Source organism: Aurantimonas marina, assembly GCF_017183135.1.
Lineage (GTDB): Bacteria > Pseudomonadota > Alphaproteobacteria > Rhizobiales > Rhizobiaceae > Aurantimonas > Aurantimonas marina.
In genome coordinates, this window is sequence record NZ_JADDXW010000003.1 from 268,620 (window position 1) to 289,172 (window position 20,553).

Here is a 20,553-nt window from a genome sequence, read left to right on the forward strand (position 1 = left end):
ATCGGTCCTCGTGATTTTCGCGCCGGCGCCATCAACTTTTCCGCGCCGGCGTCCCACATGCGCGCTAGATGACGCAGCGAACATGCTAAAAGCAACCGAATGCCGCTGTCGCTGGGCGACGTTGACTGCAACGTGATCGCCCGTGACGATCGGACATCATCGGTGGAGAAGGACCGAACCATGTCGGAGACCATGCGCGATGAGCGCAAGACACTGGTGCTGACCGGCGCCTCCCGGGGGATCGGCCATGCGACGGTGAAGCGCTTTTCGCGCGAGGGCTGGCGGGTGATCACCTGCTCGCGCCAGGATTTCGCCGATAACTGCCCATGGCCGGCCGGCCCGGAGGACCACATCCGGGTCGATCTGTCGGATCAGGAGGACGTCGGCTTTGCCGTGTCGGAGATCCGCCGCCGGCTCGAAACCAACGGGTCGGAGCTGCATGCCCTGGTCAACAACGCCGCGATCTCGCCGAAGGGCGACGGCGGCGCGCGACTGGACTCGATCGGCACGACGATGCACGCCTGGCGCGACGTCTTCCAGGTGAATTTCTTCGCGCCGATCATGCTCGCCCGCGGCCTGTTCAAGGAATTGTCCAAGGCCAAGGGCTCGATCGTCAACATCACCTCCATCGCCGGCGGACGCGTGCATCCCTTCGCCGGCACCGCCTATGCCACCTCGAAGGCCGCGCTCAACTCGCTGACACGCGAGATGGCACATGATTTCGGTCCGGCGGGAATCCGGGTCAATGCGATCGCCCCCGGCGAGATCGAAACGGCGATCCTGTCGCCGGGCACCGAGAAGATGATCGAGGACATCCCGCTGCGCCGCCTGGGCCAGACCTCGGAAGTGGCGGACGTCATCTATTTCCTGTGCTCGGAGCAGGCCTCCTACGTCACCGGCTCCGAACTCCACATCAATGGCGGCCAGCACGTGTGATCGCGGGCCGAGCCCAGGCAGCCTCGCCGCTCAGTCCCCCGCCACCTCGTCGAGAACCTTGTCCAGATCGGCCTTGACGAGCGCCGTCAACAGGGCGGGAAACCGCTGCCTCTCGACGAGGCGAGCCAGGCTCCGCGCGTCGTCTCCCAGACCGAGCTTGGCGGCGGCCTGGAGCGCTCGCTTATCGGCGAAGGGATAGAGCTCCTCCCAGGCGACCTGCACCTCGCGAAAGAAGATATCGGCCCCGACATCGCCAATTCCCTTGAACTCCTTCAACAGACGCCGCTCCTCGACCGGATCGCGCATCGCCCGCTCGCGCAGCTTGCGCAGGTCGCCGCCGTATTCGGCGAGGCAGTGGTCGGCCATTTCCTTTAGAAATCGCGCGGTCTTTTCGTCGTACCGGGCATAGCCGTTGCGGTTCAGGATAGTCACCCGTTGCTCCCACGTCGCCCTGGCCATCCGGTCGGCGGTGGTCAGCCCGGCATCCTTCAGCGCCCTGGCGGCGCGCAGCGCCTGATCGGACGCGATTCGTGCGGAAAAGAGGTTGGCCGCAACCAGCCAGAGGAACAGCGGCATCGGTGCGTTCCGGCTGAGATCGAGACCCATCTCCGCCGCATGGGTCGAGCCGCCGCCGCGCGTCAGGAGGCGGTCGACGATAGCCTGTTTCCTCACCGTCACGGCTCATCCTCCTTGGACGCTGTCGCGTCGCGCGACATGCTTCCCGGCGCCCTGTCGCGAGCGATGATCGTCTCGGACGCGATGATCGCCGTTCGACGGGAATGCCCGCTTCGGCCGAAAATATCCCCGCCGTACCGTCCGCTCAGCCGTGCCGGCCGAGACTGCGGGAGGTGTCGAGCAGCTTGTCGACCAGCGCCTCCAGCGACGTTCGGGCGATGTCGTCGGCAAGCCGGCCGTCGTCGTCGAAACCGGTTGCCGCGTTGGCCACGCTGCATTGCTGGGTAATGACATCGGCGCCGAGCGCCCGCATCACGATGCGCAGGGCCTCCAGGCCGCGCATGCCGCCGAAGCGACCGGGCGATGCGGAGGCAAGCCCGACCACCAGTCCCTTGAAGGGCTGAATCGGTCGCCCGTTCACCTTGCGGACCCGGCTTACCCAGTCGATGGTGTTCTTCATGAGCGGCACCAGCGAATGATTGTATTCGGGGCTGACCAGAAGCAACCCATCCTGCGCCGCGATCCGTTGCGCCAAGAGATTGGCGTTCTCAGGCACGCCGGCGTCGGCCTCATGGTCGCCGTCGTAGATCGGCAGCGGATAATCGGCGAGATCGACCAGCGTCACCACCGCGTCGGTCAGTGCCAGCATCCGCGCCGCCTCGGCCGCAAGCCTGCGATTGTGGGAGGCTTGCCGCAGCGAGCCCGCTATCACGAGGATCCTGGCGCTCAAGACTCAGCCGCTCCGGTCTGGGCCGCGCGGTCCTGCGAATAGATCCAGACACGCGCCGGTGGGATATTCCGCCAGACCCTCGGCGAGGCCGACACCGAAAACACCCCCGGCACCGCCTCCACCGGTGGCTTGAGGAGATAGGAGAGCTGGGTGACGTTGCCGCCGGGAAGAAGACGGGAAAAATAGTCCCGAAAAAGCGCCTGGCGCTCCGCCCGCGTGAGATTTGCGATCGGAATGGCAAACAGGATCGCAGCGAATTTCTCCCCACGCCGTGCGCCCAGCGTCCTGTCGAGATCGAAGCCGTCGCCCTGGATCACGTTCACCCGAGGAAACCGTTGGCGCACCATCCGGGCAAACTCCCGGTCATATTCGATCGCGGTGATACGCTCCGGTGCGACGCCGTTTTCCAGAAGCGTGCGCGTCACCACGCCAAGGCCGGGGCCAAGCTCGAGGATCGGGCCGTCGAGCTCGGTCGTTGCGTGGCGTACCATCATCTTGCAATAAGAGCGGCTCGACGGCGCAACGGCGCCCATCTTGATCGGGTGCCGCACCCAATTGCCGAGGAACCGCGCCCAGTCGGCAGCGCTGCTACCCGTACCGCTTTCCGGCGTATTCACATCCCCGTCTCCGGCCATGGACGCTTCCGTCTCGATTTCACCCACTGCGCCCGTCGCGACTATGCGGAGCGATAGACCAACACCCTCGCCGGCGGCAGGTTCCGCTTGATCCACTGGCTGGTCTCAAGACGCGCACCGATCCGGCGTGGTTTCACCGGGACGGTGAGAGCATAGGAAAACTGGATGAACGGCGCGCCCGGCCGCATCCGGGCCAAGGCGCCGCCGACGACCCGTTCGCGTTTCTCGTCCGGCTTGGTGAACAGCGGCAGACCGGAAATGACCGCCTCCAGGCGTTTTCCGGCGAGAACCTTGTCGAGGGCGTGGCTGGGCGCATAGGCATCCCCCTGGATGACATGCGCAGCCGGAAAACGCGCCCGCAACAGGACACAGAACTCTGGCGAAAACTCCACCAGGACCAGAGCGGCTTCCGGCACGCCCCGGTCGATCAGGCACTGCGTCACCACGCCGGTGCCGGGGCCGAGTTCGAGAACCCTTGAGTCGGCGTCGAATCGGGCCGGATCGGGAACGAAGGCCGCCATGGACATGCCGAGCGCGCGCGAGGACGGCGACACCGCGCCCATGACCAGGGGTCGCTGCAACCAGCCCCTAAAGAACCGGGCCTCGTCACTGACCTTTAAGCGTGGCCTGTCGCGCAGTGCTTTGAGGCGCTCGCGAGTACGATAGGGAGGACGCGGTTCCAGGGTTCCCAACACTCGCAAACACTCCCGTCCCATCGCAGCCGTGGCTTCGACATGATCCCGCTGCTCGGTTCACTTACGAGTTCGCGACGGAAAGGTCGACTAATTGATTTGACCTTCGCTCCCTCGGCGCCGCTCAGGTCTCGCTCAGATGCTCGAAAAATTCCTTCATCCGGGCGAAGAATCCGGTCGACTGCGGCGAATTTTCCGAAGAGGAAATCTCCTCGAACTCCTCCAGAAGCTCCCGCTGACGGCGGGAGAGCTTCTGCGGCGTCTCGATGGTCACCTGGATGAAGAGATCGCCGACCTGCGGCGAACGCAGCACCGGCATGCCCTTGCCCCGCACCCGGAACTGCTTGCCGGTCTGGGTACCGTCCGGCACCTTCACGCGGGTTGTATTTCCGTCCAGCGTGGAGACGTCGAAATGCCCGCCAAGCGCCGCGGTGGTCATCGACACCGGCACCTGGCAGAACAGATCGGCGCCGTCGCGCTGGAAGAATTCGTGCGGTTTCACCGACAGGAAGATGTAGAGGTCGCCGGCGGGGCCGCCGCGAAGGCCGGCTTCGCCTTCGCCCGCCAGACGGATGCGCGTTCCATCCTCGATGCCGGCCGGAATGTTGACCGACAGCTTGCGCTCCTCCGGCAGGCGCCCGTCGCCGCCGCATTTGCCGCAGGGGTCGGCGATCACCTGGCCGCGGCCCTGACAGGACGGGCAGCTTCGCTCGATTGAGAAGAAGCCTTGAGCGGCCCGCACGCGGCCGATGCCGCCGCAGGTCGAACAGGTTTTCGGGCTGGAGCCGGGACGGGCGCCGGTGCCGGTGCATTCATCGCACTGGATTGTCGTCGGCACGCCGATTTCGGCGGTTTTGCCGGCGAACGCCTCCTCCAGGCTGATGTCCATGTTGTAGCGAAGATCCGAGCCGCGCTCGCGGCCACCGCTGGGCTGGCGCCCGCGCGAGCGGCCGCCCATCATCTCGCCGAAGATGTCGTCGAAGATGTCTGCCATGGACGAAGAGAAATCGCCGCGGAAGCCGGCGGCGCCGTTGCCGTTCTGGAACGCCGCATGACCGAAGCGGTCGTAGGCCGAGCGCTTCTGCTGGTCTTTCAGCACCTCGTAGGCTTCACCAAGTTCCTTGAACTTCCCTTCCGCTTCGGCGTCGCCAGGATTGCGGTCGGGGTGATATTGCATCGCGAGCTTGCGAAATGCGACCTTCAGTCCCTTCTCGTCGACATCCCGGGAGACGCCGAGCATTTCGTAGTAATCGACCTTCATTCACGCTTCCATCAGTTCTTCGGCGGGCGGATCGGGGCAAACGCCTCCGGCGTCCGGCATCGGGGGCGCCGCGATCCTTCGATGTAGGAACGGATGGCTCGCGATACCATAGCGGCAGGTCGGATGAAAAGCGCCGCCATCGCTGCGGCCACGTCCGCAGTCGAGCAAAGTCGACTCGTGGGAATCCTATCAAGGGCGCGGTGCGTTCGCGCTACCATTCAGGCCGAGGCGACGCCCGCGGGCTTGGGTGGGGATGCGCGCCGCGGCCCGGCGATCAGATTGCCGAAGCGGCGCTCCAGATAGCGATCGGATAGCATGGCGATCGCCACCGTGGCGGCCATCGGCACCGTCCAATAGACGTAGAAATCCACGATATCGAGCCGCTCCAGCCAGCGATCCCACACGACCGTCAGGAACAGGAACTCCATGACGGGATGCCAGAGATAGATGCCGAAGGCGACGCGGGTGAACGGCATGAGGCGGGCGAGCGCGCCGGTCGAGGCGGGCCGGGCGGTCTCCGCGAGCGCCGTCGCCGTCAGCGAGGCGGCGAGAAGGGCCAGTGTCAGATAGGGCGACGTCTGACCGATCATCGTCGCAACGGCGGCGGCGAACAACATCAGACCCGGCCAATGCGATCGGATGTCGACCGTGCGACGACCCACCAGGACGGCGATAATCGCCCCCATGACGAAATCGGCGAAAGCACGATAGGCCCCGAGCGAGTCGGCGCCCGTCCAGTGCCCCGACGGAAAGACGCCGCGCCAGGAGGCATATTCCAGCCCGGCCACCCAGACCGCCAGCATCAGGAGGAGGCCACGCAGCCCCTTCCAGCGAAACATCACCAGGATCAGTGGAAACAGGGCGTAGGAAAAGAACTCGGCGCTGACCGACCAGGAGACGTAATTGAGCGCGAGATCGCTTGTTGTGCCGAGCGCATGCAGGGCAAGAAGAGTCTGCGGCAACGCGGCCAGTTCGCTCTCGAAGGGGTAGTGATCGGCCCCCGCGACAAGGGCCGCCAGCGCGACGGCGGTGAAGAACATCGTGACGATGAAATGTAACGGGTAAAGGCGGGCGACGCGCCGGCGCATGAAGTCGCGATAGTCGGCGGCCGAACGGATCTGATCAGCGTAGCGCGTGGCGATGAAGAACCCCGAGATCATGAAGAACATGTCGAGGAGCGGTAAAAGCCGGTGCAGGAACTCGGTCCCCGTCTCGGCGCCATAGGGCGCGGAATACAGGAAATGATAGGCCATCACCAGCATCGCGGCGACAAACCGCCAGCAGTCGAACACGCGGTAATACAAGGCCAAGCTCCCGCCAGCATCGTTAGCTTACCGACAGGTGCCATGGCGAGGGCCCCTGCGTTCCACCCTCGATAGGCACGCAGACGATCGACACTGCAAGCCAAGCCTTGAGAACTGGTTAACCCCCCGCCCCGGCGCCGCCCTCGAACGCAGAGAGCCCCGGCGCGGACGCCGGGGCTCTCGATCATGGCGAAACAGCCCCCGTAGGAACCCTCGGCCTAAGGCATCAGGCCGATTTCTTCTGGTCCTCTTCACCGTCGACTTCCTCGAAGTCGGCGTCGACAACGTCGTCCTTGGCGGCGGCCTCGGCCTCACCCGCCTCGCCGGCCGGCTGTTCGGCCTGGGCGGCCTCGTACATGGCCTGGCCGAGCTTCATCGACACTTCGGCGAGACGATCGCTCTTGGTCTTGATCGTCTCGGCGTCGGCCTCTTCCTTCTGAAGTTCCGCCTTCAGATCGTCGATCGCCGAGCGGATCGCGGCGCGATCGTCCTCAGAGACCTTGTCGCCATAGTCCTCAAGCGACTTCTCGGCCGAATGCACCAGGCTTTCGCCCTGGTTCTTCGCCTCAACGGCCGCCCGCCGCTTCTTGTCTTCCTCGGCGTGGCTCTCGGCATCCTTGACCATCTGCTCGATATCGGCATCGCTGAGGCCACCGGAGGCCTGGATGGTGATCCGCTGCTCCTTGTTGGTGCCCTTATCCTTGGCCGAGACATTGACGATGCCGTTGGCGTCGATGTCGAAGGTCACCTCGATCTGCGGGATGCCGCGTGGTGCCGGCGGAATGCCCTCGAGATTGAAGCGCCCGAGCGACTTGTTGTCAGCCGCCATCTCACGCTCGCCCTGATAGACCTGGATGGTCACCGCGTTCTGGTTGTCCTCGGCGGTCGAAAAGACCTGACTCTTCTTGGTCGGGATCGTGGTGTTGCGGTCGATCAGGCGCGTGAACACGCCGCCCAGCGTCTCGATGCCGAGCGACAGCGGCGTCACGTCGAGCAGAAGCACATCCTTGACGTCGCCCTGCAGAACGCCGGCCTGGATCGCCGCGCCCATGGCCACGACCTCGTCCGGGTTGACACCCTTGTGCGGCTCCTTGCCGAAGAAGGTCTTCACCGTTTCCTGGATCTTCGGCATGCGCGTCATGCCGCCGACCAGCACGACCTCGTCGATGTCAGCGGCGGTCAAACCGGCGTCCTTGAGCGCCGCCTTGCAGGGACCGACGGTGCGCTGAACGAGATCGTCGACGAGGCTCTCGTATTTGGAGCGCGTCAGCTTCATCGTCAGGTGCTTCGGCCCCGACTTGTCGGCGGTGATGAACGGCAGGTTGATCTCGGTCTGGCTGGCCGAGGACAGTTCGATCTTGGCCTTCTCGGCGGCTTCCTTGAGGCGCTGCAACGCGAGCTTGTCACCCTTCAGGTCGATGCCCTGGTCCTTCTTGAACTCGGCCGCGAAATATTCGACGAGACGCATGTCGAAGTCCTCGCCGCCGAGGAAGGTGTCACCATTGGTCGACTTCACCTCGAAGACGCCGTCGCCGATCTCCAGGATCGACACGTCGAAGGTGCCGCCACCGAGATCGTAGACCGCAATGGTCTTGCCCTCGTTCTTGTCGAGGCCGTAGGCGAGTGCCGCCGCGGTCGGCTCGTTGATGATGCGCAACACCTCGAGACCGGCGATCTTGCCAGCGTCCTTGGTGGCCTGACGCTGAGCATCGTTGAAATAGGCCGGGACGGTGATAACGGCCTTCTCGACCTTTTCGCCGAGATAGGCTTCCGCCGTTTCCTTCATCTTCTGCAGGATGAAAGCGGAGACCTGCGAGGGCGAATATTTCTCGCCATTGGCCTCGACCCAGGCATCGCCATTGGATCCCTCGACGATGGCGAAGGGAACCATCTTCTTGTCCTTGGCCACGGTCGGGTCTTCGTAGCGACGGCCGATCAGGCGCTTGACCGCGAACAGGGTGTCCTCTGGATTGGTCACAGCCTGACGCTTGGCCGGCTGGCCTACCAGACGCTCGCCATCATCGGTGAACGCGACCATGGAGGGCGTCGTGCGCGCGCCCTCGGCGTTCTCGATGACCTTGGCGTTCTTGCCGTCCATGACGGCGACGCAGGAATTGGTTGTGCCAAGGTCGATACCGATTACCTTCGCCATGAATATTCTCCTTCTTGAGCGAGCCGCCCGGGACCCTCGATGAGGCATTCCAGCAAGGGCAGCCCCCGAAATTCTTGGAAGTACCGCCGAGCCGGAACGTCAGGACAGTCGGCTCTGCGGGGCTGGCGGCTATATATGAAGTGCGGTTTGGGGGTGCAAGTCGGCCGGTGGTGGTTTCCTCGGCGGCCGCCGGCCCGCTCCATCCGCTTCGCTGCATCGGCGCGGCCGGAGCGGGGCGCGCTGGCCCGGCGGCCGCGCCACCCTAATTGATTGTGGGAGGCCCGGGAAATGCGGCCTTCATTTCAAGCTCGCTCAAGGAGCAGCAGCCATGAACGGTATCATCTATCTCGTCGGACTCGTGGTCGTCGTCGCCGTGATCCTGTCCTTCCTCGGCGTATTCTAGAGGAGCCAGGGCCAGGCGGGTTCCGCGTGCCCCGGCATCCTTGCGTCTCCCTGGTGGGTGCCGTCTCGGTAATCGACCGGGCTTTCGCTCGTCAGGACAGGCCAAGCCAGTTCCCCGGGGCTTGATCGATTGCTGGAGGATCAACGAGAACCACGGCATTTTCGCAACGGTGGGCTCTACGGGCGCCGGACCACGATCCGGTGGGCTCGGCTGTGAGGCAGTGTTAATGGAGCATACCGAGGCGCTGCGGCCGGGCGCCGTAGACTGACGGACATTGGAAACCTGCCCGGTCGCCTGACTCCCTGGGCGTCGGCGGCAGTGCGGCCCCGGGCAAGACTGAGGTGATGATCGGGGCCCATCCGCCGCCGCCGATAGGATCGAGGAAGTGGCCGGCGCAGGCACGACGCGTCTGGGGACCGGCGCTGGGGATATTCTTGAAGGCGCGCGACCAGATAGGCCCCGATCATTCCGGGATAGCCGGCGACGCCGAAGAGCACCAGACGCCAGAACAGCGGCCGGTCGACATTGCGGTTGACCCAATGCGCACTGTCCGAGGCAGCGGTGCTGAATAACTCGGCCGCATGTATCGACGCGGAGGCCTGAGCCGGGCACACGCCACTGGCGAACAGCACTGAAGACGACATCACGCCATGGGCCATGCCGAGTGCGCCGTCGACGACCTGGGCCACGGCGCCGACGAGAACGAAGAGCAGAAAATCATCCATGTGGAGTTCCGACAGGCGAGGCGTGGCGAACATAGCCTTCCGGTCGCGGGCCGATAGAAAGAGAGAACCCGGCCGGCGCCGCGGAGCGAGCGGCATTTTGCCTTTTTCGGTAAAAGCTTGGCACCCGCCTCCAGCAGAGGTGGCTCGGGAAAATTGGACAGCGTGCTGAGTGGAGCGTGCTGAGTGGATTGTCTGCCTGAAGGCGGCCGGGATGGCCGAGATCAGGAGAGACGATGGGCAAGAGACCCAGGCGGAACCACGGTCCTGCCTTCAAGGCCAAGGTCGCGCTCGTGGCCATGCGCGGTGCGAAGACCGTGGCCGCGATGGCGCAGCAATTCGACGTGCATCCGAACCAGATTACGTAATGGCGCTCGCAGCTTCTGGAAGGAGCGCGCGAGGTTTTCGGACCGGCGCGTTCGTCTGCGGCTACGCCTGCGGTGGACGTGAAGACGCTTCACGCGAAGATCGGAGAGCTGACGCTGGCCAACGATTTTTTTAGTTTCGAGGGATCGCAAGCCCGAGAAAGTGCTCGACAAGGCCGGACTGTTGGCGAGCGCAACGCGATGATCGACCGGTCTCATGATCTGCCGACCGCCGCCCGGGCTCGCGAACTCGGCATCAGCCGCGGCGCCGTTTACTACGAACCGCGAGGTGTCTGCGACAATGACCTCACGCTGATGCGCCGGATCGACGAACTGCATCTGGAGTATCCATTCGCCGGAAGCCGTATGCTCCGCGATCTCCTCGCCGGTGAAGGGATCATCGTCGGCCGTCTTCACGTCGCGAGGCTGATGAAGCGAATGGGCATCGAGGCGATCTACCGAAAGCCGAACCCCTCGAAGCCGGCGCCCGGCCACAAGATCTACCCTTATCTCCTGCGAAAGCTGCCGGTGACGCGACCCAATCAGGTCTGGGCGATGGACATCACTTACATCCCATTGCCCCGGGGCTTCGTCTATCTTGCCGCAGTCGTCGCCCCTCGACAAGCTCGGGAGGTTCAGCCGTCGCGTCCCGACCTGGCGCCTGTCGATCACGCTGCATGCTGACTTTTGCATTGAGGCCGTGGAGGAGGCGCTGGCTCGCTTCGGACCGCCGGAGATCTTCAACACCGACCAGGGATCGCAGTTCACCAGCATCGACTTCACCAAGGTCCTGCTCGCCAGCGACATCAAGATCAGCATGGACGGCAAGGGCGCCTGGCGCGACAACGTCTTCGTCGAACGGCTCTGGAAATCCATCAAATACGAGGAGGTCTATCTTCGGGCCTGTGAGACCGTCAGCCACACCCGGACATCGATCGGCCGGTACCTCGACTTTTACAACGGACGACGCCGACATTCGAGCCTGGGCCGGAAAACTCCCGATCACGCCTACTTCAATCAACCGCTTCTCGCAGCGGCATAAAACCCGGCAGACGACCCACTTATCAAGCCGTCGAGCCTGTTCAGACAAACCGAGCCACCTCTGAGCAAGCTCCACGTCCCAACGCGCCAACGCTTCTTGCCGTGTGGCCCTGGATCAGTTAGGGAGATTTCGGTCATGCTGATCCGTTCGCCGGATCCCGCCCGCGACCCGGGCACCCGTAGCTCAGCTGGATAGAGCGCTGCCCTCCGAAGGCAGAGGTCACAGGTTCGAATCCTGTCGGGTGCACCATTTAATCAATGACTTAGCATGGCAGGACAAGCTGCCAAAAATAAAAACTCACCAAAAACTCACCGGAGAATGGGCGGCGATAGTGCGCTCACGGCGTCGTGGGACGGTCTATCTCCGCCCCATTCATTGGCCGCTATCGGTGATTGGAAGTTAAACTCGGACGCATTGAGAGAAGGGCTCCGGGCGAAGGCCTGGCTAACATTGGCAGCGCGATCAAAATCCTCAGCCAAGCCCTTGTAATTTTGCGCCCGAGATAATCTGGTCATTAGCTTGGAGCGGCTTCTCGACCGACCGGAGTTGTCCGGCCAGTCCGACTGACCTCAGACGCGAATCTAGGTCGAGTGGTACGCGCTCTTTTGAAAGGCATCCTGTTTGTCCGCGCCACTTTCCGAATCGATCACAACTTACTGCTCGGATACTCGGAATCTTGAGGCGCTCCCGACGTCAACCGAGACGACCTTCTACCCTGACATCCGCACCCTGCTTACAGCGGTTCTCAAGTCCGAAAAGCTTCCCTTCGACGTGCGAACGGGGACATCTGAGAAGGGCAGCACCAGCCACGACATGCCGGATTTCGTGCTGGGCGACGGCGCATTGTTCGTAGGGGTCTATGGTGAGGTGAAACGCGCCAGCACCAGTCTGGAGGATCTCGCGGCCTCGACCGAGCAAAAGGATCAGATCGGGCGCTATCTTGCTCAGACCGGCGTCGTCCTCATTTGCAATGTGCGCGGCTTTGGCCTGCTCGTTTGCGATCCCGCTTACGTCCGAGACGGCGTAACGCCAGTTCCGCCAGCCAAGCGCGTGCTGCAGAAGACAGTCGACCTGTGGGCCGCAGTCACGGGTGGTGCAAAGCCGAAGGCCGATGCCGAAGCGATTGCTGATCTGGTCGGCATCATCACGCGCGCCGTGACCGACCTGGCGCGCATTGGCGCGCCTTCCGACCTCGCCAAGATCCTCGCGCGACAAGCGCGTGATGCCAAGGACGCGCTCCCTGAGGATCTGAAACCGCTCAAGCCGCTTCTGGACGATTATCGTCAGGCGCTCGGTCTGGCGTTCGACGTTGAGGACGAAAAAGGTGCCCGCTTCTTCCGCTCTTCCCTCGTGCAGTCAGTGTTCTACGCGCTCTTCGCCGCCTGGATTCTCTGGGACAAGCAGGCCGAGGCTGACGTGGCGTTCGACATCGACGACGCCCATAGCTTCCTGCCCATCCCTTTCCTCGACGCGCTGCTTCATGACATTCGGCACCCGTCAAGAATGAAGCATCTCGGGCTGGAGCCGCATCTTGCGCGCGCCATCGCCACGCTCAACCGCGTCGATCGCCCGTTGTTTCGAGGACGGATGACCTTTCCGACCATTGATGGCGAGACCTCGATCGCCGCGATCACCTACTTCTACGAGCCCTTCCTCGAGGCCTTCGACCCGAAGCTGCGCGAGGATCTCGGCGTCTGGTACACACCGCCAGAGATCGTCCGCTACCAGGTTCGCCGCGTCCATCATCTGCTCAAGTCCGAACTCGGCCGCCCGCGCGGTCTCGCCGATCCTGAGGTCATCGTCCTGGACCCGTGCTGCGGCACCGGCGCCTACCTCCTCGAGGTAGCGCGCTGTATCGCCGAAGAACTTATCGCCGAGGGCGACGCGACCACCGTCGGGTTGGAACTGACGACCGCGTTTCAGGAACGGGTGATCGGATTCGAGATCCTAACGGCTCCGTTCGCCATCGCCCAGCTTCAGCTTTACCTTCTACTCGAGCAACTCGGGGCCAAGCCTGACCCCAATCGACGACTCGCCATCTTTCTCACCAACGCGCTGTCGGGCTGGCACGACAGCGGCGACGTAAAGCTCAATTTTCCCGAGATGCGCGAAGAATTCGACGCCTCGCAACAGGTCAAGCGCGACGCCCGGATCATCGTCGTCTTGGGCAACCCGCCCTACGATCGCTTCACCGGCGCGGCACAGGCCGAGGAAGCCGAACTCGTCGCTCACTACAAGGGTATCGAACTCGTCGAGCAAACGACCAAGGACGGAACGGTCAAGATGAATGGGTTCGGCCGTCCGCTAATGAAACAGCGCGGTAGCAGCCGACTCTACGAGGAGTTCGGGGTCCGCAAGCAGCTGCTCGATGATTTGTATATCCGCTTTATTCGTCTTGCCGAAGAAAGGATCGGTATCGCTGCGGAATACGGCGTGGTCTCGTACATATCGAATTCGTCGTATCTGACCGGCCGCTCGCACCCACTAATGCGACGTTCCCTGCTGTCCAGTTTCGATGCCGTGTGGATCGATAATCTGAACGGAGACAAATATCGCACCGGCAAGATGATCCCGAAGGATTTACCCGGCGCCGGTACCCGCGATGACAGCGCCTTCACGACCGAGATGGACCGACGCGGCATCCAACCCGGCACAGCGATTGTCACGTGGATCAAGCGAACCGGCGCAGCGACCGCGCCTCCAGCGACGCAGGTCCGCTATCGAGACTTCTGGGGGACGGCGGCATCGAAACGTCAGGCACTGATCGCGAGCCTGCCCAGCGGACTCGCGAGCACACCCGCAGCGGCACCGCTTTATGAAGACATCCAGCCCAGTGCCGAAGGGCGCTGGCGCCTGTCGCCGCGCGTCATCGAGGGTGGATTTGAAGCATGGCCGGCCCTCGACGAGCTATTTCCGGTGACCGTGCAGGGCGTAAACCACAACCGAGGCATCGAAGGATCGATAATCGACACCGATGAGAACGCCTTGGCCAACAGGCTCTCGGATTATATCAAGAAGCCTACGTTCGCTTCTGCGTCGACCGCTTATCCGCAACTCGCGCCACCAAAGAAGGCTGACGGCAAGCCTGCGATCGTCGGATACGACCCTGAAACAGTCTGGACGGCTCTCGGCAAGCTGGGCTTTGAGAAGGCGCGCTTGAAGTCGTTCCTGACCTTCCCAATGGATCAGAGGACAATTTATTACGAGACGCGCACCAAGCTGCTGAACCGTCCACGACCCGAGTACGAGTCGAACCTGGCGGCCAACGAGTTCCTGCTGACGGTTCCTGAGCCGCGTAAAGAAACCGAAACGCGACCTCTATTTGCAACGACTCTCGCAAATCTTCACGTGTACGAACGCGGCTCCGTCGTTTTTCCTCGTGAAACCGTAAATGACGACCTGCTCACTCATCGCGACGCCAATATCGCCGAACCGGCCTGGCGAGTGCTTCGGGACCATTTCGGCCTATCTGGCGAGCGTAGCGGCGACGATGCTCGCGCCTTGGTCGGCAAGCTGTTCCGCGTCGCCTTCGCCACACTCCATGCGCCCAGTTACCAGTCCGAGCACAAAAGCGCTCTATCGAGTGACTGGGCGCACCTGGCAATCGCCAAGGATGCCGAACTATTGGGCAAGCTGGTCCATGCTGGGGAGCAAGTCGCCCGCCTGCTTGATGCTAACCGCGATGCGCGCGATGTGATCGAGGCGGTGCTCACGCCGGACCGCGCAAAACTACTCGGACAACTGCGCCGCGCGGACGCCGCGCAAATCTCGACCGACGATCTCAAGCTGACCGTCACCTACTGGGGCGGCGGCAAAGGCAAGTGGACACCGCGCGCCTTCCTCGAACCAGAACTGCCGGCTGAGGCGTGGGATCAGACTTGGGGAGCGCGCACCGGAGACCTATTCATCAACGCGAAAGCCCATTTCGCGCATGTCCCGGAGGCCGTCTGGACATACCAACTGGATGGCTACCCCGTCCTAAAGAAATGGCTGGGCTATCGCCAGGCCGACCGGCGCGACGGCAAACCGCTGACCGAAGACGAGCGCCGTTGGCTCCGCCAGATGATCCAGCGCATCGCTGCGCTTCTCGCCCTCGGGCCGAAGCTGGACGCTCTTTATCAGGACGCCGTCGCCGCGAGCTTCACTGCGGCCGAACTGATGATTCGGTCCTGACGGCCGAAGGCGGTGCCGTTGACCGAGTCGGACCAGCACTCATTTCGAAGCTGGATTTTTGCCTACCGGCTAAGTGTCGACGCTACGCCGCCAACCGCGCTTTGAGGTTCTTAAATGGCCGAACTTCATTTTGGCAATGATCCGTCTGCAACCACTTCGCCGGCGTCAGAGGAAGTTCGCCAAGATCTTGCCGAACTCGCTACATCCCAGCTAGCGCACGCGCTTGACGCCCGCCATCGCGGCCTCAAGGTCTACGAGAGCCTAAAGAGCCTCAACGATGTGATCGGAACCCAATACGGTGATCGCGTCCTGTTCGAGCTCGTCCAGAATGCCCACGATGCCCACAGTCAAGGCGAACGAGGCGAAATCGCGATCCGACTAGTCCTCGACGCGGAAGACCAGAGCGAACTCCTAGTAGGAAATAAGGGTAGGCCGTTCAGCACTTCGAACCTCAACGCCATCCGCAACATTGGAACGAGCGATAAGCAGATCGGCGAGGGTATCGGCAACAAGGGACTGGGCTTTAGAAGCGTCGAGGCGCTGACCGACGATGTCCGCATCTATTCGTCGAATGGAGCGGGGTCGGCCGAGCGATTTGGCGGCTACTGCTTCCGCTTCGCTACGCTCGATGAGATCGCAGCGGGACTGGTACGCTTGGGTGCCGCGGCAGATATCGCGAAAGATGTCGCGCCCAACATCCCGCGGTATCTTGTCCCTGTCCGCGTGGCCGAACAGTCTGGGGCAGTGCTGCAGCTCGCTCGTGAGGGCTTTTCTACCGTAGTTGCCCTGCCCCTAAAGTCGCCAGAAGCGATCGAACTCGCCCGCCGCCAAGTCGACGCCATGGTCGACTCCGAGGCACCGGTACTTCTCTTCCTCGATCGTATTGCCGTTTTGGATGTGTCGATCACCGCTCGTGGTGAACCGACTATCAATCGGCGGCTAACGAGAACGGTCGATCCGCTCGCGACCAATACGATCTTGGGAGACGTATCGCTATCGCGCATCGTGCTCGACGACCAGGATTCCTATCTCGTCGCACGGCGAACGCTGTCGAAACAGCCACTTCTCGAGGCTGTAAAATCTAGTTTGTCGGTAGCACCGCCGCTCAAGCGCTGGCTTGACTGGCGCGGCGACGCGCTCGTTTCCGTTGCAGTACCCCTAACCGGCGTAAAAGCGTCGGGCCGGCTCTTCAATTTCCTGCCGATGGATGACATGTCCAAGTCCCCAATCGTTGGGCACGTGGACGCGCCGTTCTTTGCGGATATTGATCGGCGCTCCATGAAGGCCGACCTGCCGCTCAACAAGCATCTGCTAGAAGCTGCATCGTCAACAGCGGCCGCTGCCGCGCTAGCCATCGTCGATGGAAATCTGGACTTGCCCGAGACTGCGGCCGTCGACCTAGCCAGCTGGTCCGCACCGCACATGCAGAAAATTATCGCCGCGTTCGCAGGAATGGGGCGGCCGCTGACTAGCGCCGCGATTTGGCCGGTGGTGTCGGATGGCGATGCTAAATGGGCTGGATTCGACACTCTGTACTCGTGGCCGGATATCCGAACTCGCCACTTAACGCCGCTTCGATTAGCCGAGATCGCAGGCGCGAATATCCTTCTGCCAGCGCTTGGCGAAGAGCGCATCGCGCGTGCGAAAGCACTTGCCTCAATGGTCTCGCTGCCACTCGCGCCGACGGAACAAGTTCTATGCGAATGGACGGAAACCGTAGCCGAGCATCTCACGGGAGATCGACGCTGGTCCCCTAGTCGTTGGCGAAGCTTTTACGAGGACATCGTCACTTTGTTCGCCGTTGCCGGTACGAGGCTGGCGTCCCTCGAAGGCAAGAAAATCTTCATCGACAACGACGGGAAGCCGTTGGTTGCGACAGCCAAGGGTGTCGCAGCCGCGCCGCCTGTATTCGTCCGGGTCAAGACCGCCAAAGGCCGCCGGGGCGATGGACCGCCGAGTCCTCCTCCCTCGCTCGCGCGAAAGTTCAGGTTTCTCCACGAACGCATCGAACTGGGCGACGCAATCCAACGAGGGTTTGAGAAGGCAGGGCTTCTTCGGCGATATGATCCCGTTGAAATACTGGGTGGGATCAAGGGCGCACTTGGAGACACACCGACAGAGCTGCAACGTCGCGAGGCGCTGCTCTGGTCGTTCAAAGTCTGGCGGGCCGGCGGCGGAAAGCCGGTCGAGGATGCGCTTCGCGGCGCAAGTATATTCCTGCCCACGCTAGGCGGCTGGCATCACGCGTCTGAGGCGCTGCCGTCCTCGACTTGGACTCCGCTCGGGCGCACGCTGGAGCAATATCTCCATGAAGCTGGCCCGCATTCGCCCGACTGTGCAGGGCAGCGGGAGCGATTGCTGGTGAGCTTCGCCGAATGGCCGCGAGCTTCGTCGGACGACCGGAAAGAGGACTGGTTCCGCTTCCTGGTACTCCTCGGTCTTAGCGACGGATTGAAACCGATTGCTGGTGACATTCGACGGGTCGGCACGCCGAGCGGTTACTGGAACCACGTGTTTTCCAGCGGCAAGGAGGCGCTTGGACTCAATGCTCGCTGGACCGCCCGGATGCGAGATACATTCCTGGAGAATCCCCAGACCGATTACCATCTCCGGGGCGAGATTTGGCGCCTGCCGGGCCAACTGGAGCATTCGGTGCTGCCCCAAACCGCCAAAGAATGCCTATCTGAATTGGTGGTCGCTTACGTGCGCGAGCAGGGAGTGCGAGACTTCACTTTTTCAGTCGAGCATTGGCGCGGCTGGAACAAGGTCGAGGCGCCGACCCCACTTGCAGTGTTCCTGCATGACGCCCCCTGGGTCGCGAATCTCCGACGCGACGACGTCGCGTTTGCCCCCCCTGAAGCAAGCTGGTCTACAACTGCGGCGCGACAGATCCCCCCGCGCTTCGTAGCACGCTTTGCGGCGGAGCCAGGAAGCCGCGCCAGCCTTCCTGCCACGCTTTTTGATACGCGGATCGGTCTCAGGGATTGGTCCGCGCAGCAGTTCGCTCCCCAACGCCTCGCCTCTCTCGCTGACGCACTCGACGACTTGTCGGCGGCCGAGCGAAGGGACCTTCGCGACCAGCTGCGCCGTGCGTGGGGTGATGTCGCGGAAGCAAAGCTCATCCTGCCGACAACACTACCGCTGGTCATCGAGCGATCGGGCGGCCTCGAAATTTGCGCGCCCGATGCGCAGGCAAGGCCGGTCGTCCATGTCACCAGTGAACGCCAAGGGTTTGCCGCCCGCGCGCTCGCCGACCGTGGTGAAGCGGTCCTTGATGTTGGCGAGGCTGACGCGGAGGTGCTCCGTAACTTGATTGAGGCAACTGGGGTGTTCTCGGCGCGTCTCGCGGATGCGGGCGATGTTCGCCTCGTTATCGACGGTGCCGATTTCGAAGTCGATGCAGGCGACTCGTTACTCGTGACCGGCAGCCTCGCATGGCTCGCTGACGCCGCTGTGTTCGCGCACGAGTATCTCGGCGATGCGCTTGAGCTACGCACCCTCCCACCCGACGAGCTCGAGCGCCGGCTTCGGCAAGTGCGCCTGCGACGATGCGGTCGGTTCGTCCTTGTCATCGCCGACCATGAGGTGCCCGCACGCGGTGACGACCGCGTCCAACCGGTCGCACATGCAAAATGGCCCACGCTCGTCGTAGTCGGCGGTGGGGATTTAGACTTAGATCTTCTTATTGAAGCGGCGCCGGCGCTCACAAAGCTGATGGGCGCACGACGAAACACTCTTGAGCAGATGCTTGGGAGGCTGATGCGCGAAGGTTTTGTCGGCGGTGCCACGGGACCGAGCGAGGAGCAGTATGCTAGAGCGATACGACGTGATGTAGCAATTGTGCGGGATCACTTCGCGGCAACGCGCGGTGGAATCGAACGCCGAGTGCACGCGCTCGTCCCTGTCATCGCTCACATCGCCAGTCGCGTTGCCGCCGAGCGACTGATCGAGCGCTATGATCGCCTAGGTTCGTCGTTAAACTTGCGGGCTTGGCTGGCTGGCGAACTTGGCCCGGAGTTGGCCGAGCAATGCTTGGCCGCGGTCGAGGATATCGACGATCAGGTCATGATCCGACGGCGCATGAATTTCGATTTCGCTGCCTACGGGTTAACGCTCGCCGCGCTCGGCTACCCGCCGCTCAACGACGAAGCAGATTTTTACCGACTGTTTCAAGTCTACCTAGCGGAATTGCGTCCTGCCCTCCTTGACCGTCTCCGTCGCCGTTACGCGAGCACTTGGCACCAAGGTCTGGACCTTGCGGACTATGTCGCCTTGCGCCGGTTGGAGTTCATCTCGTTCGACCCCGCCTGGCCGCAGCAGCTTGAGACGCTTGATCGCGAGACCGTCGTCGCTCGCGTCTCTACGGCAGCCGATGCTTCGCTAGGTCCTGACGATCCTTCGGTGACGATCCCAGATCTCGAACCCACCTCGGCCTCGAACCGGAAGCTCATACACACCCGCCATTCACGCTTGGCAGGGTTGATACGCGCTTGGTGTCGCAAAAACGGGCGTGATCGGCCATCGTTGATGGACGCGGCTGATCCTCAGCCCCTCGTCCGTGTTCTCGACGGTGCCGGGTATCTCGACTTTGAGATTCTAAAAACCGGGATGTTGCCGGCGCTCTACAGGCGCATCTCCGCGTGGCCCGATGGCATGCCAGCCAGCGAAGAACTCGCCGCCCTTAGCCTGGAACCAGCGGACCTCGAACATGAGGAGCGCGAGGCACGCGAGGTGAAGCGAAAGGCGGACGTCGATCGTCGTACTATCAAGTTCGCCGGGATGCCGCTGGATACCGGTGGCGATGACTTCGCGCACCTCTTCGAGGGGCTGGCCGATGCTGCCCTTGCGAACGGGCCAGAGTGGTACGCTCGCAGTCGACCGCCGAGGCTGATCAAGCAGGAGCAGCGCGATGGTGCCAGCGGACCGGGGAAAATCGGCGGCGGCGGTGGCAAAGGCCAAGCTTGGCAGAACCAGCCGCCCGAGTCGATCCGTAAAGCTATGGGGATCGCGAGCGAATGGCTCGCGCGCGAATATCTGAGGCGGCGTCATCCGCGTGAGATGAGCGATGAGTGTTGGGTTTCGTCGAATCGCGCAGCATTCTGCTCGGGTGACGAGGGCTATGATGGTCATGGCTACGACTTCAAAGTCGTGACAACCCGCAATGAGTGGCTCTACGAGGTGAAGTCGGCGCTGGACGAGGGTGGCGAGTTCGAGTTCAGCGCGCGAGAACTGGAGGTCGCCGGCAGCGCGAGCTTGGAGCGCAAGCGGCGCTACCGCATTCTGTATGTGCCGTTCGTTTTTGATCCGTCGCGGTGGCGCGTGATGCCATTGTCAAATCCTGCCGCATCAGAAACGCGCGATCGCTTTAAAGTGGTGCGAAGCGGGTCGGTCCGCTACCGATTTGAAACTCGCTAGACTAATTTACGCGTCCCAGATAAGGGGCACCCAATCGACCTTTGCCGA

10 protein-coding genes, 1 tRNA gene and 2 pseudogenes are annotated in these 20,553 nt (G+C 62.8%); 5 read left to right on the plus strand and 8 right to left on the minus strand.

Annotated elements, in window-relative coordinates:
- Nucleotides 1-180 precede the first annotated feature (180 nt).
- Nucleotides 181-936 (plus strand): SDR family NAD(P)-dependent oxidoreductase, encoded by a 756-nt coding sequence (locus ING15_RS05645; protein ID WP_206453799.1) that lies wholly within the window; start codon nt 181-183, stop codon nt 934-936.
- A 30-nt stretch (nt 937-966) separates the two neighbouring features.
- Here ING15_RS05645 and ING15_RS05650 read toward each other — a convergent pair whose 3' ends face one another.
- From ING15_RS05650 to ING15_RS05685, 8 genes and pseudogenes are all read right to left on the minus strand, one after another.
- The gene (locus ING15_RS05650; protein ID WP_206453800.1) at nt 967-1,614 is read right to left on the minus strand and encodes a hypothetical protein; all 648 of its coding nucleotides are present in this window, start codon (nt 1,612-1,614) and stop codon (nt 967-969) included.
- Between the two features lie 142 nt (nt 1,615-1,756).
- Nucleotides 1,757-2,341, minus strand: coding sequence for an NADPH-dependent FMN reductase (locus tag ING15_RS05655; protein WP_206453801.1), 585 nt, complete (start codon nt 2,339-2,341; stop codon nt 1,757-1,759).
- Entirely contained in the window at nt 2,338-2,976 is a 639-nt protein-coding gene (locus tag ING15_RS05660; protein ID WP_206453802.1) for a class I SAM-dependent methyltransferase, read from the minus strand. Before ING15_RS05660 ends, ING15_RS05655 begins: the two co-directional genes overlap by 4 nt.
- A gap of 41 nt (nt 2,977-3,017) precedes the next feature.
- Nucleotides 3,018-3,557: a class I SAM-dependent methyltransferase gene (locus ING15_RS05665; RefSeq protein ID WP_232845580.1), complete on the minus strand. Its 540-nt coding sequence runs from the start codon at nt 3,555-3,557 to the stop codon at nt 3,018-3,020.
- Between the two features lie 235 nt (nt 3,558-3,792).
- Entirely contained in the window at nt 3,793-4,929 is a 1,137-nt protein-coding gene (gene dnaJ, locus ING15_RS05670) for a molecular chaperone DnaJ (RefSeq protein WP_206453803.1), read from the minus strand.
- Between the two features lie 218 nt (nt 4,930-5,147).
- A complete protein-coding gene (locus ING15_RS05675; protein WP_232845581.1) occupies nt 5,148-6,233 on the minus strand; it encodes an acyltransferase family protein in 1,086 nt (361 codons plus the stop codon).
- A gap of 226 nt (nt 6,234-6,459) precedes the next feature.
- On the minus strand, nt 6,460-8,433 hold the full coding sequence (gene dnaK / locus ING15_RS05680; RefSeq protein ID WP_206453804.1) for a molecular chaperone DnaK: 1,974 nt from the start codon (nt 8,431-8,433) through the stop codon (nt 6,460-6,462).
- Between the two features lie 665 nt (nt 8,434-9,098).
- A pseudogene (locus tag ING15_RS05685) lies at nt 9,099-9,513 on the minus strand (sulfite exporter TauE/SafE family protein); the annotation flags it as partial.
- Nucleotides 9,514-9,746: 233 nt separating this feature from the next.
- Between ING15_RS05685 and ING15_RS05690 the strand changes: the two are divergent.
- The 4 genes and pseudogenes from ING15_RS05690 (at nt 9,747) to ING15_RS05705 (ending at nt 20,505) form a co-directional block, all read left to right on the plus strand.
- Nucleotides 9,747-10,917, plus strand: a pseudogene (locus ING15_RS05690) (IS3 family transposase).
- 172 nt (nt 10,918-11,089) lie between these two features.
- Nucleotides 11,090-11,166 (plus strand) — tRNA-Arg (locus ING15_RS05695).
- A gap of 372 nt (nt 11,167-11,538) precedes the next feature.
- Nucleotides 11,539-15,090, plus strand: a complete 3,552-nt coding sequence (locus ING15_RS05700; protein ID WP_206453805.1) for a type ISP restriction/modification enzyme — start codon at nt 11,539-11,541, stop codon at nt 15,088-15,090.
- A 114-nt stretch (nt 15,091-15,204) separates the two neighbouring features.
- Complete coding sequence (locus ING15_RS05705; RefSeq protein WP_206453806.1) at nt 15,205-20,505, plus strand: sacsin N-terminal ATP-binding-like domain-containing protein; 5,301 nt, start codon at nt 15,205-15,207, stop codon at nt 20,503-20,505.
- Nucleotides 20,506-20,553 lie beyond the last annotated feature (48 nt).

Bases quoted from the DNA above. Each gene is read 5' to 3' on its own strand.
- dnaJ (WP_206453803.1), bottom strand. From the start codon at position 4,929: ATGAAGGTCGATTACTACGAAATGCTCGGCGTCTCCCGGGATGTCGAC.
- dnaK (WP_206453804.1), bottom strand. From the start codon at position 8,433: ATGCCTCATCGAGGGTCCCGGGCGGCTCGCTCAAGAAGGAGAATATTC.
- ING15_RS05645 (WP_206453799.1), top strand. From the start codon at position 181: ATGTCGGAGACCATGCGCGATGAGCGCAAGACACTGGTGCTGACCGGC.
- ING15_RS05705 (WP_206453806.1), top strand. From the start codon at position 15,205: ATGGCCGAACTTCATTTTGGCAATGATCCGTCTGCAACCACTTCGCCG.
- ING15_RS05660 (WP_206453802.1), bottom strand. From the start codon at position 2,976: ATGGCCGGAGACGGGGATGTGAATACGCCGGAAAGCGGTACGGGTAGC.